Raw genomic sequence first — 22,806 nt, 5'->3', positions numbered from 1 at the left:
GACAAAAAATTATTAGTGAAATAGAAAGAAAATAAGAATTAAAAGGAAAAATAAAAAATGTATAACTACCCTATGCGTATTCATTACCATCGCAAGAATGGAGAATACGACACCTGCTCTTTTGTAAAAAGTCAAGACCAGCGAATCGATTTGCTGACCTACAAAGAAGATTATTTTGGTGCCTTATTTAGTTTTGAACATCCAAGCGCTCATCCTCTAGAAAGCTTGAATTTTGTAGTTCATACAGGTCAAACCAGTCAAGAATATGCTATCCGTTTCAATCACTATCCTCTTTTAACAGAGGTCTGGATTTTGGAAGGGGATGATAGAATTTATTATTCTGAAAATCCTGCTATTGCTAGTCCTTTCTATAAAAATCAAAATCCTTTTGCCTTTGATAAGGCCGTTAATAGTGCTAGTTTTGATCATCATTGGGGTTACCAAGGGGAATTGGGGTGTCGTGTAGAGGATAATCAGGCTCATTTTTCTCTTTGGGCTCCAACAGCGACAGAAGTGCAGATTGTCGTTTATGAATCAGCTGCTAATGATGCTCCTGTTTGGAAGACTTTTGAGATGGAGAGAGGCAATAGCTACTCTTATAATCATAAGGACAATACTATTGGTGTCTGGAGTTTGGATGTTGAGGAAGATTTGACTGGTAAGGCTTATCAGTATCAAGTCCAATTCCCTCATCATCAAACACTGACACGTGACCCTTACACAATCGCGACCAGTCCTGATGGCAAACGTTCAGCTATCCTGAGTCATGCAGAAAAGCAAGTTAAAAACTTTGAGGTCAAGCACGGTTCGGAGGCTACTTGGCGCTTGGCTAATCCATGTAAGGCAGTTATTTGTGAAATGCACATTCGTGATTTGACCAAATCACCGACCTCAGGTGTGGATGAACATCTTCGAGGAACTTTCTTGGGTGCCGCTCAGACTGGAACAGTTAACCAGTACGGTCAATCAACTGCTTTTGATCACATCAAGAAGATAGGCTACAATTATGTTCAGTTGCAACCAATCGCAGACCGTCACAAAGAATACGATGAGGATGGGAATGTAACCTATAACTGGGGTTATGACCCACAAAACTATAACGCACCAGAAACGAGCCTTTCAACTAATCCAGATGATCCAGCTCAGGTTATTCGTGATTTGAAGACCATGGTTCAAGCTTATCACGATGCAGGTATTGGTGTTATTATGGATGTGGTCTATAACCATACCTTCTCAGTTGTTGATGCACCTTTCCAAACAACTGTCCCTGATTACTATTATCGTATGAATCCAGACGGTACTTTCCAGAATGGAACGGGTGTTGGGAATGAAACTGCCAGTGAACACGAAATGTTCCGCAAGTATATGATTGATTCCCTCTTATACTGGGTGCAGGAATACAATATTGACGGCTTCCGTTTTGATTTGATGGGGATTCATGATGTTAAGACCATGCAGATGATTCGTCAGAGCTTGGATGAAATTGACCCTAACATTATCCTTTATGGAGAAGGATGGGATATGGGAACAGGTCTTGCACCTTATGATAAGGCCAAGAAAGACAATGCCTACCAGATGCCAAATATCGGTTTCTTTAATGACAATCAGCGTGATGCTGTTAAAGGTGGAGAAGTTTATGGCGCTATCAAGTCAGGTTTTGTTAGTGGTGCTGCGACAGAGCCAATTCTAGCCAAAGCAATTCTAGGCAGTCGTGAATTAGGTACCTATACACATCCAAACCAAGTGCTTAACTATGTAGAGGCCCATGACAATTACAATCTTCACGATTTGTTGGCAACCCTACATCCAGACCAAAGTTCAGAGCAAATCATGCGCAAGGTTGAGACTGCCACAGCTATGAACCTACTCATGCAAGGGATGGCCTTTATGGAAATCGGTCAAGAATTTGGTCGTACTAAACTGGTTGCGACTGGTGAGAATGGTGAGTTAACACATGATGATAGAGAACGTGCTATGAATAGCTATAATGCTCCTGATAGTGTGAATCAAGTCAACTGGGACTTGATTAATGAGCGTCAAGATAGTATTGAGTTTATCCGTCAGATGATTCGATTGAAGACAGAAACCAGTGCCTTTTCTTATCCTACTTATGATGACATTTACCATCATGTCTTTGTTCATTCAGCCCGCGAACATAGCGGTTGGATTGTCTATGAGATTCATGGGGAAGAACACCTATTGGTTGTCTTTAATGCTAAAGGGCAAGACTTCCAGTTTGAAAATGCTGGAAATCTAGAACTGTTGTTGACCAATAGCCATTTAAGTGATAAAGACAAGGTTGGTGGCGTCAGTGCCAGCGTCTTTAAAGTTTTGTAGAATAGATTTACAATTTACATTCATTTGTGGTGCTTTATCTGTTAATAAAATCAGGAGATTCGTTTCCTGATTTATTTTTTTTACTTAAAATTATATTTTTGTTAGCTAAATAACGAACTTTATGATAGTATTGTTAAAAAACAATTCGTTTTCAAAGTGTTTCTGAAAATTTCTTGATTTATAAGTGAACACATCAGTGAATTTGTTGAAGACTTTCAAAAGATTTTTTTGCAAATTCCGTAATTTACTTGAATCTTCCCTAAAAAGGTAGTATAATAAATCTATAGAAAACGCTTACAGAAACAGGAGGGTGTATGGATAATAATGCTTTAAAAACCTTTATGACAGGTGAAAATTTTCACCTCCAGCACTATCTGGGAGCTCATAGGGAAGAAAAAAATGGAGAGTATGGCTATACTTTTCGTGTGTGGGCGCCTAATGCTCAGGCTGTTCACTTGGTAGGGGATTTCACCAATTGGGTTGAAAATCAAATTCTGATGGAACGGAATGAATTTGGAGTCTGGGAAGTCTTTACCAGTCTTGCTCAAGAAGGCCAAATTTATAAGTACCATATCACGCGTGCAAATGGTCATCAGCTGATGAAGATTGACCCTTTGGCTGTTCGATATGAGGCACGACCTGGTACTGGGGCTATTTTAACAGATATTCCAGAAAAGAAATGGAAGGATGGTCTCTGGCTAGCTCGTAGAAAACGCTTGAGCTTTGAAGAGCGTCCTATCAATATTTACGAGGCTCATGCTGGCTCTTGGAAGAGAAATCCGGATGGCAGACCCTATAGTTTTGCTCAATTGAAAGATGAACTCATTCCTTACTTGGTTGAGATGAATTATACTCACATTGAGTTTATGCCCCTGATGTCTCACCCACTAGGTTTGAGTTGGGGCTATCAGCTTATGGGTTACTTTGCTCTAGAGCATGCCTATGGTCGTCCTGAAGAGTTTCAAGATTTTGTTGAGGAATGTCACTTAAACAATATAGGCGTTATTGTAGACTGGGTACCTGGTCACTTTACTATCAATGATGATGCCTTGGCCTATTATGACGGGACACCGACTTTTGAGTACCAAGACCATAATAAGGCTCATAACTATGGTTGGGGCGCTCTCAATTTTGACCTTGGAAAGAATGAAGTCCAGTCTTTCTTGATCTCTAGTATTAAGTTCTGGATTGATTTTTATCATTTAGATGGTATTCGCGTGGATGCGGTTAGCAACATGCTCTATCTTGACTACGATGATGCTCCATGGACTCCTAATAAAGATGGTGGCAATCTCAACTATGAAGGTTATTATTTCCTTCAACGCTTGAATGATGTGATTAAACTAGTTCATCCAGACGTTATGATGATAGCTGAGGAAAGTTCATCAGCTACTCAGATTACTGACACTAAGGATTCAGATGGTCTAGGATTTGACTATAAATGGAATATGGGTTGGATGAATGATATCCTCCGATTCTACGAAGAAGATCCGATTTATCGTAAATACGACTTTAACCTAGTGACTTTCAGCTTTATGTATGTCTTCAAAGAGAATTATCTCCTACCATTCTCACACGATGAAGTGGTTCATGGCAAGAAGAGTATGATGCACAAGATGTGGGGAGATCGCTACAATCAATTCGCAGGCTTGCGTAATCTCTACACTTACCAAATTTGTCACCCAGGTAAAAAATTGCTCTTCATGGGTAGTGAATATGGGCAATTCCTAGAATGGAAATCTGAAGAACAGTTGGAATGGTCTAATCTAGAAGATCCAATGAATGCTAAGATGAAGTATTTCACTTCTCAGCTAAACCAGTTTTACAAAGACCACCGCTGTCTGTGGGAAATTGATACCAGCTATGATGGTATTGAAATCATTGATGCGGATAATCGAGACCAGAGTGTTCTTTCCTTCATCCGTAAGGGTAAGAAGGATGATATGTTAGTCTGTATCTTTAATATGGCACCTGTTGAACGAAAAGATTTTACAATCGGACTTCCTGTTGCAGGGATTTACGAAGAAGTCTGGAATACTGAGTTAGAAGAGTGGGGAGGCGTTTGGAAAGAACATAATCAAACTGTGCAAACGCAAGAAGGACTATGGAAAGATTATGAGCAGACCTTGACCTTTACCCTACCGGCTATGGGAGCAAGTGTTTGGAAAATCAAACGTCGCTTGAAACCTACTAAAACCGTCACAAGTAAAAACCAAAAAGGAGTAGAAAATGAAGAATGAAATGTTAGCTTTGATTCTTGCTGGTGGGCAAGGAACTCGTCTGGGTAAACTCACTCAAAGCATTGCAAAACCAGCTGTGCAATTTGGTGGGCGTTACCGTATCATTGACTTTGCTCTTTCAAACTGTGCCAACTCAGGCATCAACAATGTTGGAGTCATTACACAGTACCAACCACTTGCTCTCAACAACCATATCGGGAATGGTTCAAGCTGGGGACTAGATGGTATCAATTCTGGTGTCTCTATTCTTCAACCTTACTCTGCAAGTGAAGGAAATCGTTGGTTTGAAGGGACTAGTCACGCTATTTACCAAAATATTGACTATATAGACAGTGTTAATCCTGAGTATGTCTTGATTCTGTCTGGGGATCACATCTATAAAATGGATTATGATGATATGCTCCAGTCTCACAAGGATAATAATGCCAGCTTGACAGTAGCAGTTTTAGATGTCCCTCTTAAAGAAGCTAGTCGTTTTGGTATCATGAACACAGATGCTAATAATCGTATCGTTGAATTTGAAGAAAAACCAGCTCAACCTAAATCTACAAAGGCTTCTATGGGTATTTACATCTTTGATTGGCAACGTCTTCGCAATATGCTTGTTGCTGCTGAAAAGAGCAATGTCGATATGTCAGACTTTGGTAAGAATGTCATTCCAAATTACCTTGAGTCAGGTGAAAGTGTCTATGCTTACGAATTTAATGGTTACTGGAAAGACGTTGGTACGATTGAGTCACTTTGGGAAGCCAACATGGAGTACATTTCTCCAGAAAATGCCTTGGATAGCCGTAACCGTCAATGGAAGATTTACTCAAGAAACTTAATTTCACCACCAAACTTCCTTGGGGCAAATGCTCACGTGGAAGATTCCTTGGTTGTTGATGGCTGTTTCGTAGATGGAACTGTTAAACATTCTATCCTCTCAACAGGTGCGCAAGTTCGCGAAGGGGCAGAAGTAGTAGATTCAGTTATCATGAGTGGTGCAATTGTTGGTCAGGGAGCTAAAATCAAACGTGCCATTATTGGTGAAGGTGCAGTTATTTCTGATGGTGTCGAAATTGATGGAACAGAAGAAGTACAAGTTGTAGGATATGATGAAGTAGTGGGGGTAGCAACAGATGAAGATTGATAAATATTCTGCCATTTTAGGAAACACAGTTGGTTTTCATGATATGTCAACATTGACCGACCACCGTCCAGTAGCTAGTTTGCCATTTGGTGGTAAATATCGTTTGATTGATTTCCCGCTTTCAAGTCTTGCTAATGCTGGTGTGCGTAGTATTTTCGGTATTTTCCAACAAGACAATATCAGCTCAGTCTTTGACCATATCCGTTCTGGGCGTGAGTGGGGCTTGTCAACCCTTCTTAGCCATTATTATCTAGGTATTTACAATACCCGTGTGGAAAGTAGTACAGTTGGAAAAGAATACTATCATCAGCTTCTTACTTATTTGAAGCGTTCTGGTTCAAACCAAACAGTTTCACTTAACTGTGATGTTTTGATTAACATTGATTTGAATCAAGTATTCCACCTACACAGTACAACAAAAGGGCCTATCACTGTAGTTTATAAAAAACTAGCTAAGAAAGACATTTCAGAAGTAAATGCGATTTTGGAAGTGGATGAAACAGACCATGTTCGTTCTCATAAACTATTTGATAGTAAATCATCAGATGAAGTTTACAATATGTCCACAGATATCTTTGTCGTAGATACGCCTTGGTTGATTGAACGCTTAGAAGAAGAAGCTAAGAAAGAACATCCAGAGAAGTTGCGCTATGTATTACGGGATTTGGCGGCCAAAGAAGGGGCTTTTGCCTACGAGTACACAGGTTATCTGGCAAATATTCATTCTGTAGAGTCTTATTACCAAGCTAACAAAGATATGCTTGAATCACAAAAATTCTACTCTCTCTTCTCACCAAATCAAAAGATTTATACAAAGGTCAAAAACGAAGAGCCAACTTATTATGCTAATACATCTAAGGTAAGCACTTCTCAGTTTGCATCTGGTAGTATTATTGAAGGTCAAGTGGCTAATTCTGTTTTATCACGTAATATTCATGTCCATAAGGATAGCTTGGTTAAAGATAGCATCTTATTCCCTCGTGTTGTTATTGGAGAAGGTGCTCAGGTAGAATACGCTATATTGGACAAGGGTGTTGAAGTTGCGGATGGAGTAGTGATCCGTGGAACTGCAGAACATCCAGTCGTCGTTAAGAAAGGTGCTAAAGTAACAGAGGATATTCATTCATGAAAATTTTATTTGTAGCAGCAGAGGGTGCACCCTTTTCAAAAACAGGTGGTTTGGGAGACGTCATTGGCGCTCTTCCAAAATCACTGGTAAAAGCTGGGCACGAAGTTGCAGTGATTTTACCCTACTATGACATGGTAGAGGCTAAATTTGGAAATCAGATTGAAGATGTTCTTCATTTTGAGGTGAGCGTCGGTTGGCGCAGACAGTACTGTGGGATTAAGAAAACCGTCTTAAACGGTGTAACCTTCTACTTTATTGACAACCAATATTATTTCTTCCGTGGCCATGTTTACGGTGATTTTGACGATGGGGAACGCTTCGCTTTCTTCCAACTGGCTGCCATTGAGGCTATGGAAAGGATTGACTTTATCCCTGACCTTCTCCATGTTCATGACTACCATACAGCCATGATACCTTTCTTGTTAAAGGAAAAATACCGTTGGATTCAAGCCTATCAAGGAATTAAAACTGTTTTAACCATTCATAATTTAGAATTCCAAGGACAATTTTCAGAGGGAATGTTATGGGATTTGTTTGGAGTCGGCTTCGAACGTTATGCTGATGGTACCCTTCGCTGGAATAACTGTCTGAACTGGATGAAGGCAGGTATTCTCTATGCGGACCGTGTTTCAACAGTTTCGCCTAGTTATGCTCATGAAATTATGACCAGTCAGTTTGGATGTAACTTGGATCAGATTCTTCGAATGGAATCTGGCAAGGTATCTGGTATCGTGAATGGGATTGATGCTGACCTGTATAATCCTCAGACGGATGCTCTTTTAGACTATCATTTTAGTCAAGAAGATTTGTCTGGGAAAGACCAAAACAAGGCAAAATTGCAAGAGAGAGTTGGCTTGCCAGTTAGAGCTGATGTTCCACTGGTGGGAATTGTTTCTCGTTTGACACGTCAAAAAGGTTTTGATGTCGTGGTCGAAAGTCTTCACCATATCTTGCAAAATGATGTTCAGATTGTTCTTTTGGGAACTGGAGATCCAGCCTTTGAAGGTGCTTTCTCGTGGTTTGCTCAGATTTACCCAGACAAGCTATCAGCAAATATCACTTTTGATGTCAAACTAGCTCAAGAAATCTACGCTGCTTGTGACCTCTTCCTCATGCCAAGTCGTTTTGAACCATGTGGCTTGTCTCAAATGATGGCGATGCGTTATGGAACCTTGCCATTGGTCCATGAAGTTGGTGGCTTGCGAGATACCGTTCGCGCTTTCAATCCAATCGAAGGAAGCGGTACGGGCTTTAGCTTTGACAATCTATCTCCTTATTGGTTAAATTGGACTTTCCAAACAGCATTGGACTTGTATCGAAACCATCCTGACGTTTGGAGAAAACTACAAAAACAAGCTATGGAGTGTGATTTCTCATGGGATACAGCCTGCAAATCATACCTTGACTTGTACCATAGCTTAGTTAATTAATAGATAAAATCGTATGATGACTTCATACGATTTTTAGGCTGTTTAGAGAGGAGAACTTATGTCTCAAGTAAAAGGTTTGTGTGTCATGGATGTTGATGGAACCTTAATTCTAGAAGAAGTGATTGATTTGTTGGGAAGAGAGGCAGGCTGTGAGGAGGAAATTTCGCTGATTACAAGTCGGGCAATGCGAGGAGAGTTAGACTTTGAAAGAAGTTTACGAGACAGAGTGTCCTTCTTGGAAGGTCTTCCTATTTCGGCCTTTGATAAAGTCTTCAACTCTATTCATCTAACGCCAAATGCCCAGGAATTCATTTCCATTCTCCAAAAGAACGGCATCCTAGTTGGTCTGGTGTCCGGTGGATTTACTCCAATAGTTGAGAGATTAGCAAAATCTCTTGGAATTGCCTGTTTCTCTGCCAACCAACTAGAAGTCAAAGGTGGCTTTCTAACAGGGAAATTAGTTGGACAAATTATTAGTCCCGAGGTTAAAAAAGAGACTCTGGAACAATGGAGAAAGGAACTAAAACTTTCTAAAGAAAGAACGATTGCAATCGGAGATGGGGCCAATGATCTATTTATGTTGAAGTCGGCAGGATTGGGAATCGCCTTTTGTGGCAAAGAAGTACTCAAAAAAGAAATACCGAATCATGTTGACAAGAGGGATTTTTTAGAAGTTCTTCCTTTGATTGACTGTTTAGAATGAGGGAAAATATGAAGATTGTAATTGCACCAGATTCATTTAAGGAAAGCTTGTCCGCTCAACAAGTAGCTGAAGCAATAAAAAGAGGCTTCCAACAATCGATAGCAGATGTAGAATGTCTCCTCTGCCCTGTTGGTGATGGGGGAGAAGGTACTGTAGATGCTATCCGACATTCTCTTGACCTAGAAGAAAAATGGATCCAAGTGACAGGACCTTTTGGACAAAAAGAAGCCATGCGCTATTTTCAAAAAAGTCAACTGGCATTATTTGAAGTTGCCGACTTGGTTGGCCTTGGAAAAATTTCGCTAGAGAAACGAAATCCACTTCAAATACAAACTCGTGGTATTGGAGAGTTGATTCGTCATCTCATTGCTCAAGGGATTAAAGAAATCTATATCGGCGTTGGTGGTACGGCCAGTAATGATGGCGGTATTGGTATTGCTGCTGGATTGGGGTATCAATTCTATGATAAGGATGGAAATGTCTTGCCGGCTTGCGGTCAATCCTTACTAAAATTAGCTTCTGTTTCAACAGAAAATCGCTATGAAATTTCTGAAGATGTTCAAATTCGTATTTTAGCAGATGTCGTGAGTCCCTTATGTGGTCCTCAAGGTGCGACCTATATTTTTGGCAAACAAAAAGGCCTAGATCCTACTATGTTTGATGCCGTAGATCAGGCAATCCAAGATTTTTATGAAAAAGTCTCACCTGCAACATTGGAAATTAAAGGAGCAGGAGCTGGTGGAGGCATTGCTGGCGGTTTGTGTGCCTTTGCTCAGGCAAATATCGTGTCGGGAATTGATACCTGCTTGAACCTAATCAACTTTGATAAGAAAGTTTCAAATGCTGACTTGGTTATTGTTGGAGAAGGAAGACTAGATTGTCAAAGCTTTGCTGGGAAAGCGCCTATAGGCGTAGCAAAAAGAACCCCTGTCGGAGTTCCTGTTATTGCTATTTGCGGTAGTCTCGCTGAAGATTTACCTTCCCTACCATTTGAAAATATCCAAGCTGCCTTTTCTATTTTGGAGAAAAGTGAACCTCTAGAAGAGAGTTTGAAAAATGCCAGTCTCTATTTGGAGCACACGGCTGCTAATGTAGGGCATTTATTAAATATGCGCAAGATTTAGCCAAACCATTTCTTCCAGATGGATGTTTTGGCTGGTTCTTCCTTTTTAACTTCCCAAAGTTTTGCAAAAGCAAGTCGAAGGTTCTTTTCTTCTACTTGAACTGGTGCATTGGTGTGGATAATAAGGCCAAAAGGAGAAGAAGTATGCTCTTCAGATACAATGGTAGCTTGACTATCAGTTTCTTTAGCTTCTTTTAAGTAGAAAACTTGCTTGTCAAATTCGATATTTGGTGAAATCTTCACAAATAGTGGTTCTGCTTTTTCCTGAAGGTTTTCTAAAATGGATAAAAAGCCTTTTTCTAACTGAGGGCTATTTGCTGTATCAATATCTGCATATCCAAGAACTCTTTCCTCAAAAGTACCAAGATAGCGTCTTTGCTCATCCGGATTTAATTTTGCTCCACCATGAGCTTTTTCAAGTAATTGTTTTGATAAATCTGTCATGAAAACAGTATATCATAAAAGTTAGAATAAAACAGACAAAAGAAAGCGATTACTTTATAAAGTTAAGGAAAATTTGCACAAAGATAACGTTTTTTCTTGAAAAAGGAGGGGTTTTAAGGTATTATAGAGGTGTAAAAAATTTAACTCATAAGGAGAGTAAAAAATGTCAATTATTACTGATGTTTACGCTCGCGAAGTCCTAGACTCACGCGGTAACCCAACACTTGAAGTAGAAGTTTACACTGAATCAGGTGCTTTCGGACGTGGTATGGTTCCATCAGGAGCTTCTACTGGTGAACACGAAGCAGTTGAACTTCGCGATGGTGACAAATCTCGTTACGGTGGTCTTGGTACACAAAAAGCTGTTGACAACGTAAACAACATCATTGCTGAAGCTATCATTGGCTACGATGTACGTGATCAACAAGCTATCGACCGTGCTATGATCGCTCTTGACGGTACTCCTAACAAAGGTAAATTGGGTGCAAACGCAATCCTTGGTGTGTCTATCGCTGTAGCTCGTGCTGCTGCTGACTACCTTGAAATCCCACTTTACAGCTACCTTGGTGGATTCAACACTAAAGTTCTTCCAACTCCAATGATGAACATCATCAACGGTGGTTCTCACTCTGACGCTCCAATCGCATTCCAAGAGTTCATGATCTTGCCAGTTGGTGCGCCAACATTTAAAGAAGCTCTTCGTTACGGTGCTGAAATCTTCCACGCTCTTAAGAAAATCCTTAAATCACGTGGTTTGGAAACTGCCGTAGGTGACGAAGGTGGATTCGCTCCTCGTTTCGAAGGAACTGAAGACGGTGTTGAAACTATCCTTGCTGCGATCGAAGCTGCTGGATATGTTCCAGGTAAAGACGTATTTATCGGATTTGACTGTGCTTCATCAGAATTCTACGATAAAGAACGTAAAGTTTACGACTATACTAAATTTGAAGGTGAAGGCGCTGCTGTTCGTACATCTGCAGAACAAATCGATTACCTTGAAGAATTGGTTAACAAATACCCAATCATCACTATCGAAGATGGTATGGATGAAAACGACTGGGATGGTTGGAAAGCTCTTACTGAACGTCTTGGTAAGAAAGTACAACTTGTTGGTGACGACTTCTTCGTAACAAACACTGACTACCTTGCACGTGGTATCCAAGAAGGTGCTGCTAACTCAATCCTTATCAAAGTTAACCAAATCGGTACTCTTACTGAAACTTTTGAAGCTATCGAAATGGCTAAAGAAGCTGGTTACACTGCCGTTGTATCACACCGTTCAGGTGAAACTGAAGATTCAACAATCGCTGACATCGCAGTTGCAACTAACGCAGGACAAATCAAGACTGGTTCACTTTCACGTACAGACCGTATCGCTAAATACAACCAATTGCTTCGCATCGAAGACCAACTTGGTGAAGTAGCAGAATATCGTGGATTGAAATCATTCTACAACCTTAAAAAATAAAATAGTTCAGTGAACTATTTTATCCCGAACCTTGAAATTCAAAAGTTCGACCGTTGATTTAACAACGTTTTTAGCCCCTCGGATTTTATCCGAAGGGCTATTTTTGTATTTAGGGGGCAAAACATTTCAAGACAGCTCATTTACTAATAAATCCGATTCAGCTAATATAATTGAAAATGATGGAAAAAAGGGTGAATTTATGGTATACTTTAATGCAGGACCTTTTTAGAAATTTTGAAAGAGTATTAAAAATTTAAAATGAGAAAAATTGTTATCAATGGTGGCTTGCCTCTGCAAGGTGAGATTACCATTAGTGGCGCAAAAAATAGTGTAGTAGCTTTGATTCCAGCTATTATTTTGGCAGATGATGTGGTGACTTTGGATTGTGTTCCAGATATTTCCGATGTTGCTAGTCTTGTCGAAATTATGGAGTTAATGGGGGCTACTGTTAAGCGTTATGACGATGTGTTAGAGATTGATCCAAGAGGTGTTCAAAATATTCCAATGCCTTATGGGAAAATCAATAGTCTTCGTGCATCTTATTATTTTTATGGAAGTCTTTTAGGTCGCTTTGGTGAAGCTACTGTTGGTTTACCTGGTGGATGTGATTTGGGACCTCGCCCTATTGATCTACATCTTAAGGCTTTTGAAGCTATGGGAGCTACTGTTAGCTACGAGGGTGATAACATGAAGTTATCTGCTAAAGATACAGGACTTCACGGCGCAAGTATTTACATGGATACGGTTAGTGTCGGTGCGACGATTAATACGATGATTGCTGCGGTTAAAGCAAATGGTCGTACTATTATTGAAAATGCAGCCCGAGAACCTGAGATTATTGATGTTGCCACTCTCTTAAATAATATGGGTGCTCATATCCGTGGTGCTGGAACCAATATTATCATTATTGATGGTGTTGACAGATTACACGGAACCCGTCATCAGGTGATTCCAGACCGTATTGAAGCAGGAACATATATTTCTTTAGCTGCTGCAGTCGGTAAGGGAATTCGTATTAATAATGTTCTTTATGAACACTTAGAAGGATTCATCGCTAAGTTGGAAGAAATGGGAGTGAGAATGACTGTATCGGAGGACAGTATTTTTGTCGAAGAACAGTCTAATTTGAAAGCAATCAATATTAAGACAGCTCCTTATCCTGGTTTTGCTACTGACTTGCAACAACCAATTACTCCTCTTCTATTAACAGCAGAGGGGCGTGGTACCATTATTGATACCATTTATGAAAAACGAGTAAACCATGTTTTTGAACTAGCAAAGATGGACGCAGATATTACGACTACAAACGACCATATTTTATATACTGGTGGACGTGTTTTGCGTGGTGCAAATGTAAAAGCTACTGACCTTAGAGCTGGGGCCGCACTTGTCATTGCTGGTTTAATGGCTGAAGGCAAAACTGAAATTACAAATATTGAGTTCATCTTACGTGGTTATTCAGATATTATTGAAAAATTACGTAATCTAGGAGCGGATATTACACTTGTTGAAGAATAAACCGTAGAGGTGTTTATGAATATTTGGACCAAATTAGCAATGTTTTCTTTTTTTGAAACGGATCGCTTGTATTTGCGTCCTTTCTTTTTTAGTGATAGTCAGGACTTCCATGAGATAGCTTCAAATCCAGAAAATTTACAATTCATTTTTCCAAGTCAAGCTAGTTTGGAAGAGAGTCAATATGCACTGGCCAATTATTTTATGAAGGCTCCTTTAGGAGTTTGGGCTATTTGTGACAAGAAAACTGAAAAAATGATTGGTTCTGTTAAGTTTGAAAAACTAGATGAAATTAAAAAAGAAGCAGAACTTGGCTATTTTTTGAGAAAAGATGCTTGGTCCCAAGGCTTTATGACAGAAATTGTTAAAAAACTTTGCCAACTTTCTTTTGAGGAGTTTGGTTTAAAACAATTGTCCATCATAACCCATCTCGAAAACGAAGCTAGCCAAAAAGTTGCTCTTAAGGCTGGATTCCGTTTGTTCCGTCAGTTTAAAGGAAGTGATCGCTATACAAGGAAAATGCGAGATTATCTTGAGTTTCGCTTTGTAAAGGGAGAATTTAATGAGTAAACACCAAGAAATTCTAAGTTATTTGGAAGAATTACCTGTTGGTAAAAGAGTCAGTGTTCGTAGCATTTCCAACCATCTAGGAGTCAGTGATGGAACGGCTTATCGCGCTATCAAGGAAGCTGAAAACCGTGGAATTGTGGAGACCCGTCCTAGAAGTGGTACTATTCGTGTTAAATCTCAGAAAGTTGCTATTGAGAGATTAACTTTTGCTGAAATTGCAGAAGTGACTTCTTCTGAGGTTCTAGCTGGGAAAGAAGGTTTAGAGAGAGAATTTAGTAAGTTTTCAATCGGTGCCATGACTGAACAAAATATCTTATCTTACCTTCACGATGGGGGGCTCTTGATTGTCGGAGACCGTACCCGTATCCAACTGTTAGCGCTTGAAAATGAAAATGCAGTTCTGGTTACAGGTGGATTTCAGGTTCATGATGATGTGCTTAAACTGGCCAATCAAAAAGGGATTCCTGTTCTGAGAAGCAAGAATGACACTTTTACCATTGCGACCATGATCAATAAAGCCCTCTCAAATGTCCAAATTAAGACGGATATTTTAACTGTTGAGAAACTTTATCGTCCGAGTCATGAGTATGGTTTTCTGAGAGAAACCGATACAGTCAAAGATTATTTGGACTTAGTTCGTAAGAATCGTAGCAGTCGTTTTCCAGTTATCAATCAACATCAGGTTGTTGTTGGTGTTGTAACCATGAGAGACGCTGGTGATAAGTCACCAAGTACCACAATTGACAAGGTCATGTCACGTAGTTTATTTTTGGTTGGATTATCGACAAATATTGCCAATGTGAGTCAACGGATGATTGCTGAAGACTTTGAAATGGTACCGGTTGTTCGGAATAATCAAACCTTGCTTGGAGTTGTGACACGACGAGATGTCATGGAGAAGATGAGCCGTTCACAAGTTTCTGCTCTACCGACTTTTTCTGAGCAGATTGGTCAAAAACTTTCTTATCACCATGATGAAGTCGTCATTACAGTTGAACCCTTTATGCTTGAAAAAAATGGTGTTTTGGCTAACGGTGTATTGGCAGAAATCTTGACCCACATGACTCAAGATTTAGTTGTGAATAGCGGGCGCAATCTCATTATCGAGCAGATGCTGATCTACTTTTTACAGGCTGTTCAGATAGATGATATACTGCGCATTCAAGCACGCATTATCCATCATACTAGACGATCAGCTATTATTGACTACGATATTTATCATGGTCATCAGATTGTTTCAAAAGCAAATGTGACTGTTAAAATTAATTAGAAACTAGGAGAAAAAATGATAACATTAAAATCAGCTCGTGAAATCGAAGCTATGGATAAAGCCGGTGATTTCCTCGCAAGTATTCATATCGGCTTACGTGATTTGATTAAGCCTGGCGTTGACATGTGGGAAGTTGAAGAATACGTTCGCCGTCGTTGCAAGGAAGAAAATTTCCTTCCACTTCAGATTGGGGTCGACGGTGCCATGATGGACTATCCTTATGCTACCTGTTGCTCTCTTAACGATGAAGTAGCTCACGCTTTCCCTCGTCACTATATCTTGAAAGATGGTGATTTGCTCAAGGTTGATATGGTTTTGGGAGGTCCTATTGCCAAATCTGATTTGAATGTCTCAAAATTAAACTTCAACAATGTCGAGCAAATGAAAAAATACACTCAGAGCTATTCTGGTGGTCTAGCAGACTCATGTTGGGCTTACGCCGTTGGTACACCGTCTGAAGAAGTGAAAAACTTGATGGATGTAACCAAAGAAGCTATGTACAAAGGGATTGAGCAAGCTGTTGTTGGCAATCGTATCGGTGATATTGGTGCAGCCATTCAAGAATACGCTGAAAGCCGTGGTTACGGTGTAGTGCGTGATTTGGTTGGTCATGGTGTTGGTCCAACAATGCACGAAGAACCAATGGTTCCTAACTATGGTATTGCAGGCCGCGGACTCCGTCTCCGTGAAGGCATGGTACTAACCATTGAACCCATGATTAATACAGGAGACTGGGAAATCGACACAGATATGAAGACCGGCTGGGCGCATAAGACTATTGACGGTGGCCTATCTTGTCAATATGAACACCAATTCGTGATTACGAAAGACGGACCTGTTATCTTGACTAGTCAAGGTGAAGAAGGAACTTATTAATAAAAAGTGAAAAGGCTGCTGGAAGTTGATTTTATAAAGAATTTACTAGAACTTTTCATAATAAAGCGCATTGTATCAAGTTTTAAGGGCTGATGTGATGCGTTTTTCTGATTTCAAGATCCTTACGTCAATCTCTTGTACGTTATGTTGATTTTAAAAACAAAATTCTTCTAAAATGCTACACTTCAGCTTAAAAAAACGACATTTCAGATTTTCTGGTTTAGAAATAGCTATCACTATGATATAATTATTTTATGATTATTACTATTCCTATAAAAAATCAAAAAGATATTGGCACACCATCCGATTCGGTCGTTGTTCTCGGCTATTTTGATGGTATACATAAGGGACATCAAGAACTATTTCGTGTTGCCAATAAGGCTGCGAGAAAGGATTTATTGCCTATCGTAGTTATGACCTTTAATGAATCTCCAAAGATTGCTTTAGAGCCTTATCATCCGGATTTGTTTTTGCATATTTTGAACCCTGCTGAACGTGAGAGAAAATTAAAGCGTGAAGGTGTAGAAGAATTGTATCTCCTTGATTTTAGTAGCAAATTTGCTAGTCTCACAGCAGAAGAATTTTTTGCGACTTATATCAAGGCTATGAATGCCAAAATTATTGTTGCAGGTTTTGATTATACATTTGGTTCTGACAAAAAAACGGCAGAAGATTTAAAGAATTACTTTGATGGAGAGGTTATCATTGTCCCACCTGTAGAAGATGAGAAAGGAAAGATTAGTTCAACTCGTATCCGTCAAGCTATTTTAGATGGCAATGTGAAAGAAGCAGGAGAACTTTTGGGGGCACCGCTTCCATCCAGAGGTATGGTGGTTCATGGTAACGCTCGTGGTCGTACGATTGGTTATCCAACAGCTAATTTGGTACTTTTAGACCGTACTTATATGCCAGCAGATGGTGTTTATGTTGTTGATGTTGAAATTCAAAGACAGAAGTATCGCGCTATGGCTAGTGTTGGAAAAAATGTGACCTTTGATGGAGAAGAAGCACGTTTTGAAGTCAATATTTTTGATTTTAATCAAGATATTTATGGGGAAACCGTCATGGTTTATTGGCTTGATCGTATTCGAGATATGACCAAATTTGACTCAGTTGACCAATTAGTGGATCAGTTAAAGGCTGATGAAGAAGTAGCTCGAAATTGGTCTTAAGAGTTTGGGTAATTAAAAAAGAGGTTGTCTGTAACCCAAAAGATAGATGATGTAGTCTAACTTTTGAGGTCACTACAAGACCTCTTTTTATTCTTTTTCAAAGGTAAATCCTTCTCCAAGGATTTCGTGGGCTTCTGTAATAGTTATAAAGGCTTGAGGATCAATTCGATGAATCATTTCCTTCATTTTCACAATTTCATTTCTTCCGACAATACAGTAGATAATCTTCAAATCTTTTTGACTATAGTAGCCTTGACCTGAGATGAAAGTAACGCCTCTACCTAGGTCATCATTAATCGCCTTAGCAAGTTGGTCAGGACGTTTCGTAATAATCATAAAGCCTTTACCTGCGTAGCCACCTTCGCCAATCAAATCAATGACACGCGAAACGATAAAATCAAATAAGAGCGTGTAGGAAACCAATCTCAAATCCTTGAAGATTAGGAGAATAAGCATGAGAATACAAAAATCTAAGATAAAAAGCAGTTTCCCCATGGATATATGAGTGTATTTATTGAGAATACGAGCTAGAATATCAGTACCACCAGTTGTACCTCCAGCATTAAAGATAATACCAAGACCAATTCCCAATAGAATCCCAGCTATAAGGGCAGTGATTAGTAAATCACCTTGAAGATCAATATGAAGGGGAATACGTTCAAAAAAGGCCAACCAGGCGGACAAGGCTACGGTTCCTAGCAAACTAGAATAGAGGGACTTTGCTCCAAAAATCTTCCAAGCTAGGATGAAAAGGGGAATATTAATCAGCAGGTTCATGAGAGAAACAGGGATTTTAAAAAGATAAAAGGTGATGAGGGTAATGCCTGTCGCCCCACCCTCAAAGAGATGATGAGGAACTACAAAATAAGTTAGACCAAAAGCATAGATAGCAGCACCTAGTAAAATGGTTAAAATGGGATAAATTTTTTTAATCATAGGGACCTCTTTTCTTATAAGTAGATTATATCAAATTTTTAAGGAAAATTTGAATGACTCCATTAGGATTTTTAATCTTTTTTTGATATAATTAAAAGTAAGAAAACCAATCTGAATCCTAAAATAGAAAGATTGATACTATGACAAAAATTAAGATTGTAACCGATTCATCTGTTACTATTGAACCTGAACTAGTAAAACAATTAGATATCACTGTTGTTCCGTTATCTGTAATGATTGATAATGTTGTTTATTCTGATGCGGATTTGAAAGAAGAAGGTAAATTTCTTCAGTTGATGCAAGAAAGTAAGAATCTTCCAAAAACAAGTCAGCCACCTGTAGGTGTCTTTGCTGAAGTTTTTGAAGACCTATGCAAAGATGGTAGCCAGATTCTTGCTATTCATATGTCTCACGCCCTTTCTGGCACTGTAGAAGCGGCACGTCAAGGTGCTAGCTTATCTACTGCCGATGTAACAGTTATTGATAGTTCCTTCACTGACCAAGCCTTGAAATTCCAAGTTGTTGAGGCTGCAAAATTAGCGCAAGAAGGCAAAGAGTTGGAGGAAATCTTATCTCATGTAGAAGAGGTTAAAAACCACACAGAACTCTATATTGGCGTTTCGACTTTGGAAAACCTTGTTAAAGGTGGACGAATTGGGCGTGTAACTGGATTGTTGAGCTCACTTCTCAATATACGTGTTGTCATGCAGATGAAGGACCATGAATTGCAGCCAATCGTTAAAGGTCGTGGAGCTAAAACTTTTAAAAAATGGTTGGATGAACTGATAACATCGCTCTCTGAACGTTCTGTAGCAGAGATTGGAATTTCATATTCTGGTAGTGCTGATTGGGCAAAAGAGATGAAAGAAAGCTTACAAGCTTATGTTGAAAAGCCTATTTCAGTTTTGGAAACGGGCTCTATTATTCAAACTCACACGGGTGAGAACGCTTGGGCTATTTTAGTACGTTACTACTCTTAAAAAAATAAATAAAATGGGAAGAAATAGCGTTTTTAACTTGACCTAAAAGGGATTTTAGGATATGATTATAATTGTTAATTAGAAATTAAATTGGAGGAATCATTAACATGGCAAACAAACAAGATTTGATCGCTAAAGTAGCAGAAGCTACAGAATTGACTAAGAAAGACTCAGCAGCAGCAGTTGAAGCTGTATTCTCAGCAGTAGCTGACTACCTTGCAGCTGGTGAAAAAGTTCAATTGATCGGTTTTGGTAACTTTGAAGTTCGTGAGCGTGCTGCACGTAAAGGTCGCAACCCACAAACTGGTAAAGAAATCACAATTGCAGCTTCTAAAGTTCCAGCATTCAAAGCTGGTAAAGCTCTTAAAGACGCTGTTAAATAATCGATGTTCAAAAAGCCTATTGTATCAAGCTTTCTAGCTTGGTCAATAGGCTTTTTTTGTGTCTAAGGGGCAAATAGGGGGCAAAATCTGAATTAACTAGTGGCAGAAAACCTCATTCAAAAATAGCCTAATTCAATTTGCGTAGCGGAAATCATACAAATGAAATTGATTATAGTAAAATAGGATATGAATTATTAAGAAAGTTGGTTCTTTATTGGAAACGATAGTATTTTCAATCTCCGTTTTTTTAGCAGGGATCTTGTCCTTCTTTTCCCCTTGCATTTTTCCTCTGTTACCAGTTTATGCTGGAATTTTATTGGATGATCAGGAAGGTGCAAAAAGCTTCTCTCTGTTTGGAAGAAAAGTCGCTTGGTCAGGTTTGATTCGAACGCTTTGCTTTATTGCAGGTATCTCTCTCATTTTCTTTATCTTAGGATTTGGTGCTGGTTACCTTGGTAATATTCTCTATGCCAATTGGTTTCGCTATACCATGGGGACGATTATTATCATTTTAGGTTTACACCAGATGGAAATTTTTCATTTTAAGAAATTAGAGGTTCAAAAAAGCTTTACTTTTAAGAAATCAGAAGCTAATCGTTATTGGTCAGCCTTTTTACTCGGTATTACTTTTAGCTTTGGTTGGACGCCTTGTATTGGTCCAGTTTTAAGTTCAGTTTTAGCGCTTGCGGCTTCTGGAGGCAATGGCGCCTGGCAAGGAGCTATCTATACCTTGATTTATACTCTAGGGATGGCTATTCCTTTCTTGGTTTTGGCTCTAGCTTCTGGTGTAGTGATGCCTTATTTTAGTAAAATTAAACGTCATATGATGCTACTGAAGAAAATTGGTGGTTTTCTCATTATTTTAATGGGAATTTTATTACTATTAGGACAAGTAAATGTTCTAGCTGGAATTTTTGAATAAAGGAGAAAAAATGAAAAAAGTAATGTTTGCTGGCTTAAGCCTCTTGTCATTAGTTGTATTGATAGCTTGTGGTGAGGAAGAGACTAAAAAGACTAAAGCACCAGAACAATCCCCAAAACAACAGCAACAAACGACTGTACAACAAATTGCTGTTGGAAAAGATGCGCCAGACTTCACCTTACAATCTATGGATGGTAAAGAAGTTAAGTTATCTGATTATAAGGGGAAAAAAGTCTACTTGAAGTTTTGGGCTTCATGGTGTGGTCCATGTAAGAAAAGTATGCCTGAGTTGATGGAATTAGCGGCGAAACCAGATCGTGATTTTGAAATTCTTAGTGTCATTGCACCAGGAATTCAAGGTGAAAAAACTGTCGAGCAATTCCCACAATGGTTCCAAGATCAAGGTTATAAGGATATCCCAGTTCTTTATGACACAAAAGCAACCACATTCCAAGCTTATCAAATTCGAAGCATTCCTACAGAATACCTGATTGACAGTCAAGGAAAGATTGGGAAGATTCAATTTGGTGTTATCAGCAATGCGGATGCAGAAGCAGCCTTTAAAGAAATGAACTAGAATAGATAAAAATCTGATTACAAGAGAGTAGTCAGATTTTTTTAGGAAAACATTTTATAAATATTCACAAATATCCTATATTTATGGTAAAATAGAATCATCATTTTATTTTGGAGTCAAAGATGAATATATTTAGAACAAAGAATGTTAGTTTGGATAAAACAGAGATGCACAGGCATTTGAAGTTATGGGATTTGATTTTGCTGGGTATCGGAGCCATGGTAGGGACAGGCGTCTTTACAATTACTGGTACTGCAGCTGCAACACTAGCGGGTCCAGCGCTAGTGATTTCAATCGTCATTTCTGCCTTGTGTGTGGGATTATCAGCCCTCTTTTTTGCAGAATTTGCTTCGCGAGTACCCGCTACAGGTGGTGCCTACAGCTATCTCTATGCTATTTTAGGAGAATTCCCAGCTTGGTTGGCTGGTTGGTTAACCATGATGGAATTCATGACAGCCATATCTGGTGTGGCTTCGGGTTGGGCAGCTTATTTTAAAGGCTTGCTCTCTCAATACGGGATAGCCCTTCCTCAGGTTTTAAATGGTACCTTTAATCCTCAAGCAGGGACATTTGTTGATTTATTGCCTATTCTTGTCTTGGTTCTAGTTACCTCGCTGGTTTTACTTAATGCTAAGGCGGCCTTACGCTTTAATTCTATTCTAGTGATTTTGAAATTTTCCGCTTTAGCTCTCTTTGTTTTAGTAGGAATTTGGCATATCAAACTTGATAACTGGAGTAATTTTGCCCCTTATGGTTTTGGCCAAATATATGGTGCTAGTACGGGTATTATGGCTGGGGCGTCCTTGATGTTCTTTGGTTTTTTGGGGTTTGAATCCATCTCTATGGCTGTAGATGAGGTCAAGACTCCTCAAAAAAATATTCCTAGAGGGATTGTCTTATCGCTTTCTATCGTAACTATTCTTTATGCCTTGGTGACTCTTGTTTTGACTGGTGTGGTTCACTATAGTCACCTAAATGTCGACGATGCCGTTGCCTTTGCTCTTCGCAGCATTGGGATTAGTTGGGCAGCCAACTATGTGTCATTAGTGGCTATTTTGACCTTGATTACGGTTTGTATCTCGATGACCTATGCCCTATCGCGTATGATTTACAGTTTAGCGCGTGACGGCTTGATGCCTGCTACCTTTAAAGAACTAACCAAAACAAGCAAGGTACCAAAAAATGCTACTATCTTGACCGGTCTAGCTTCAGCAGTAGCAGCAGGAATGTTCCCTCTTGCTAGTATCGCAGCCTTCTTAAATATTTGTACCTTGGCCTACTTGATCATGCTGGCTTATGGTCTGATTCGTTTACGGAAAGAAAAAGGAATGCCCAAAGCTGGAGAATTTAAAACACCATTAGTACCCTTATTACCTATTTTATCAATCATCATTTGTTTATCCTTTATGTTGCAGTATAATATGGAAACCTGGATTGCTTTCCTAGTTGCATTGTTGATAGGAAGTATCATTTACTTTTCTTATGGCTATAAGCATTCTACCATAGAAGAATAAAGTGAGAATCTGTTGAGTTATTGAAACTCAGCAGATTTTTATATGTGAAAGAAATTTCAAATTTTTTCTAAAAATAGCTTGACAG

Annotated in this window: 20 protein-coding genes; 18 read left to right on the top strand and 2 right to left on the bottom strand. The window is 39.2% G+C overall.

The genetic code is table 11. The features are described 5' to 3' along the window. Positions 1-57 precede the first annotated feature (57 nt). From pulA to M1F55_RS01850, 7 genes are all read left to right on the top strand, one after another. On the top strand, positions 58-2,337 hold the full coding sequence (gene pulA / locus M1F55_RS01880) for a type I pullulanase (RefSeq protein ID WP_247947164.1): 2,280 nt from the start codon (positions 58-60) through the stop codon (positions 2,335-2,337). Between the two features lie 314 nt (positions 2,338-2,651). Next, a complete protein-coding gene (gene glgB / locus M1F55_RS01875; protein ID WP_247947163.1) occupies positions 2,652-4,577 on the top strand; it encodes a 1,4-alpha-glucan branching protein GlgB in 1,926 nt (641 codons plus the stop codon). Next, positions 4,567-5,709 (top strand): glucose-1-phosphate adenylyltransferase, encoded by a 1,143-nt coding sequence (locus M1F55_RS01870; protein WP_020902830.1) that lies wholly within the window; start codon positions 4,567-4,569, stop codon positions 5,707-5,709. Before glgB ends, M1F55_RS01870 begins: the two co-directional genes overlap by 11 nt. Continuing rightward, positions 5,699-6,838, top strand: coding sequence for a glucose-1-phosphate adenylyltransferase subunit GlgD (gene glgD, locus M1F55_RS01865; RefSeq protein ID WP_247947162.1), 1,140 nt, complete (start codon positions 5,699-5,701; stop codon positions 6,836-6,838). The genes M1F55_RS01870 and glgD overlap by 11 nt, the downstream gene beginning before the upstream one ends. Continuing rightward, the gene (gene glgA / locus M1F55_RS01860) at positions 6,835-8,268 is read left to right on the top strand and encodes a glycogen synthase GlgA (RefSeq protein ID WP_084953872.1); all 1,434 of its coding nucleotides are present in this window, start codon (positions 6,835-6,837) and stop codon (positions 8,266-8,268) included. Before glgD ends, glgA begins: the two co-directional genes overlap by 4 nt. A 58-nt stretch (positions 8,269-8,326) precedes the next feature. Then, positions 8,327-8,971 (top strand): phosphoserine phosphatase SerB, encoded by a 645-nt coding sequence (gene serB / locus M1F55_RS01855; protein ID WP_125443194.1) that lies wholly within the window; start codon positions 8,327-8,329, stop codon positions 8,969-8,971. A gap of 8 nt (positions 8,972-8,979) precedes the next feature. Beyond that, complete coding sequence (locus M1F55_RS01850) at positions 8,980-10,095, top strand: glycerate kinase (protein WP_247947161.1); 1,116 nt, start codon at positions 8,980-8,982, stop codon at positions 10,093-10,095. Here M1F55_RS01850 and M1F55_RS01845 read toward each other — a convergent pair. Then, positions 10,092-10,538 (bottom strand): DUF1694 domain-containing protein, encoded by a 447-nt coding sequence (locus M1F55_RS01845; RefSeq protein ID WP_049501770.1) that lies wholly within the window; start codon positions 10,536-10,538, stop codon positions 10,092-10,094. The two genes, M1F55_RS01850 and M1F55_RS01845, sit on opposite strands and share 4 nt — an antisense overlap. Positions 10,539-10,701: 163 nt before the next feature. Between M1F55_RS01845 and eno the strand changes: the two genes are divergently transcribed. The 6 genes from eno to M1F55_RS01815 all read left to right on the top strand — a co-directional run bounded on the left by eno (position 10,702) and on the right by M1F55_RS01815 (position 17,409). Continuing rightward, positions 10,702-12,006 carry a surface-displayed alpha-enolase gene (eno, locus tag M1F55_RS01840; RefSeq protein WP_000022813.1) on the top strand — a complete coding sequence of 435 codons (1,305 nt, stop codon included), beginning with the start codon at positions 10,702-10,704 and terminating at the stop codon, positions 12,004-12,006. A gap of 258 nt (positions 12,007-12,264) precedes the next feature. Beyond that, the gene (locus tag M1F55_RS01835; RefSeq protein WP_020902835.1) at positions 12,265-13,524 is read left to right on the top strand and encodes a UDP-N-acetylglucosamine 1-carboxyvinyltransferase; all 1,260 of its coding nucleotides are present in this window, start codon (positions 12,265-12,267) and stop codon (positions 13,522-13,524) included. Positions 13,525-13,539: 15 nt separating this feature from the next. Further along, a complete protein-coding gene (locus tag M1F55_RS01830; RefSeq protein ID WP_084928490.1) occupies positions 13,540-14,091 on the top strand; it encodes a GNAT family N-acetyltransferase in 552 nt (183 codons plus the stop codon). Next, complete coding sequence (gene spxR, locus M1F55_RS01825) at positions 14,084-15,361, top strand: CBS-HotDog domain-containing transcription factor SpxR (protein ID WP_084863329.1); 1,278 nt, start codon at positions 14,084-14,086, stop codon at positions 15,359-15,361. Before M1F55_RS01830 ends, spxR begins: the two co-directional genes overlap by 8 nt. A 15-nt stretch (positions 15,362-15,376) precedes the next feature. Beyond that, on the top strand, positions 15,377-16,237 hold the full coding sequence (locus M1F55_RS01820) for a methionyl aminopeptidase (protein ID WP_000631543.1): 861 nt from the start codon (positions 15,377-15,379) through the stop codon (positions 16,235-16,237). Positions 16,238-16,491: 254 nt separating this feature from the next. Continuing rightward, positions 16,492-17,409 (top strand): bifunctional riboflavin kinase/FAD synthetase, encoded by a 918-nt coding sequence (locus M1F55_RS01815; RefSeq protein WP_000587433.1) that lies wholly within the window; start codon positions 16,492-16,494, stop codon positions 17,407-17,409. 87 nt (positions 17,410-17,496) lie between these two features. Here the strand turns inward: M1F55_RS01815 and M1F55_RS01810 are convergent, their stop codons facing one another. Continuing rightward, positions 17,497-18,345: a YitT family protein gene (locus tag M1F55_RS01810; protein WP_247947160.1), complete on the bottom strand. Its 849-nt coding sequence runs from the start codon at positions 18,343-18,345 to the stop codon at positions 17,497-17,499. A gap of 140 nt (positions 18,346-18,485) precedes the next feature. Between M1F55_RS01810 and M1F55_RS01805 the strand changes: the two genes are divergently transcribed. The 5 genes from M1F55_RS01805 (at position 18,486) to M1F55_RS01785 (ending at position 22,721) form a co-directional block, all read left to right on the top strand. Further along, positions 18,486-19,325, top strand: a complete 840-nt coding sequence (locus M1F55_RS01805) for a DegV family protein (RefSeq protein ID WP_247947159.1) — start codon at positions 18,486-18,488, stop codon at positions 19,323-19,325. 107 nt (positions 19,326-19,432) lie between these two features. Further along, positions 19,433-19,708, top strand: coding sequence for an HU family DNA-binding protein (locus tag M1F55_RS01800; protein ID WP_001284642.1), 276 nt, complete (start codon positions 19,433-19,435; stop codon positions 19,706-19,708). 214 nt (positions 19,709-19,922) lie between these two features. Next, a complete protein-coding gene (gene ccdA2 / locus M1F55_RS01795; RefSeq protein ID WP_247947158.1) occupies positions 19,923-20,630 on the top strand; it encodes a cytochrome c biogenesis CcdA family protein in 708 nt (235 codons plus the stop codon). A 10-nt stretch (positions 20,631-20,640) separates the two neighbouring features. Further along, positions 20,641-21,207: a TlpA family protein disulfide reductase gene (sdbB, locus tag M1F55_RS01790; protein WP_247947157.1), complete on the top strand. Its 567-nt coding sequence runs from the start codon at positions 20,641-20,643 to the stop codon at positions 21,205-21,207. 122 nt (positions 21,208-21,329) lie between these two features. Further along, positions 21,330-22,721 (top strand): APC family permease, encoded by a 1,392-nt coding sequence (locus M1F55_RS01785; protein ID WP_084924362.1) that lies wholly within the window; start codon positions 21,330-21,332, stop codon positions 22,719-22,721. The last annotated feature ends 85 nt before the right edge of the window (positions 22,722-22,806 follow it).

This window comes from Streptococcus mitis (assembly GCF_023109235.1).
GTDB lineage: Bacteria > Bacillota > Bacilli > Lactobacillales > Streptococcaceae > Streptococcus > Streptococcus mitis_DA.
This window is presented reverse-complemented; position numbering and strand designations above follow the sequence as displayed.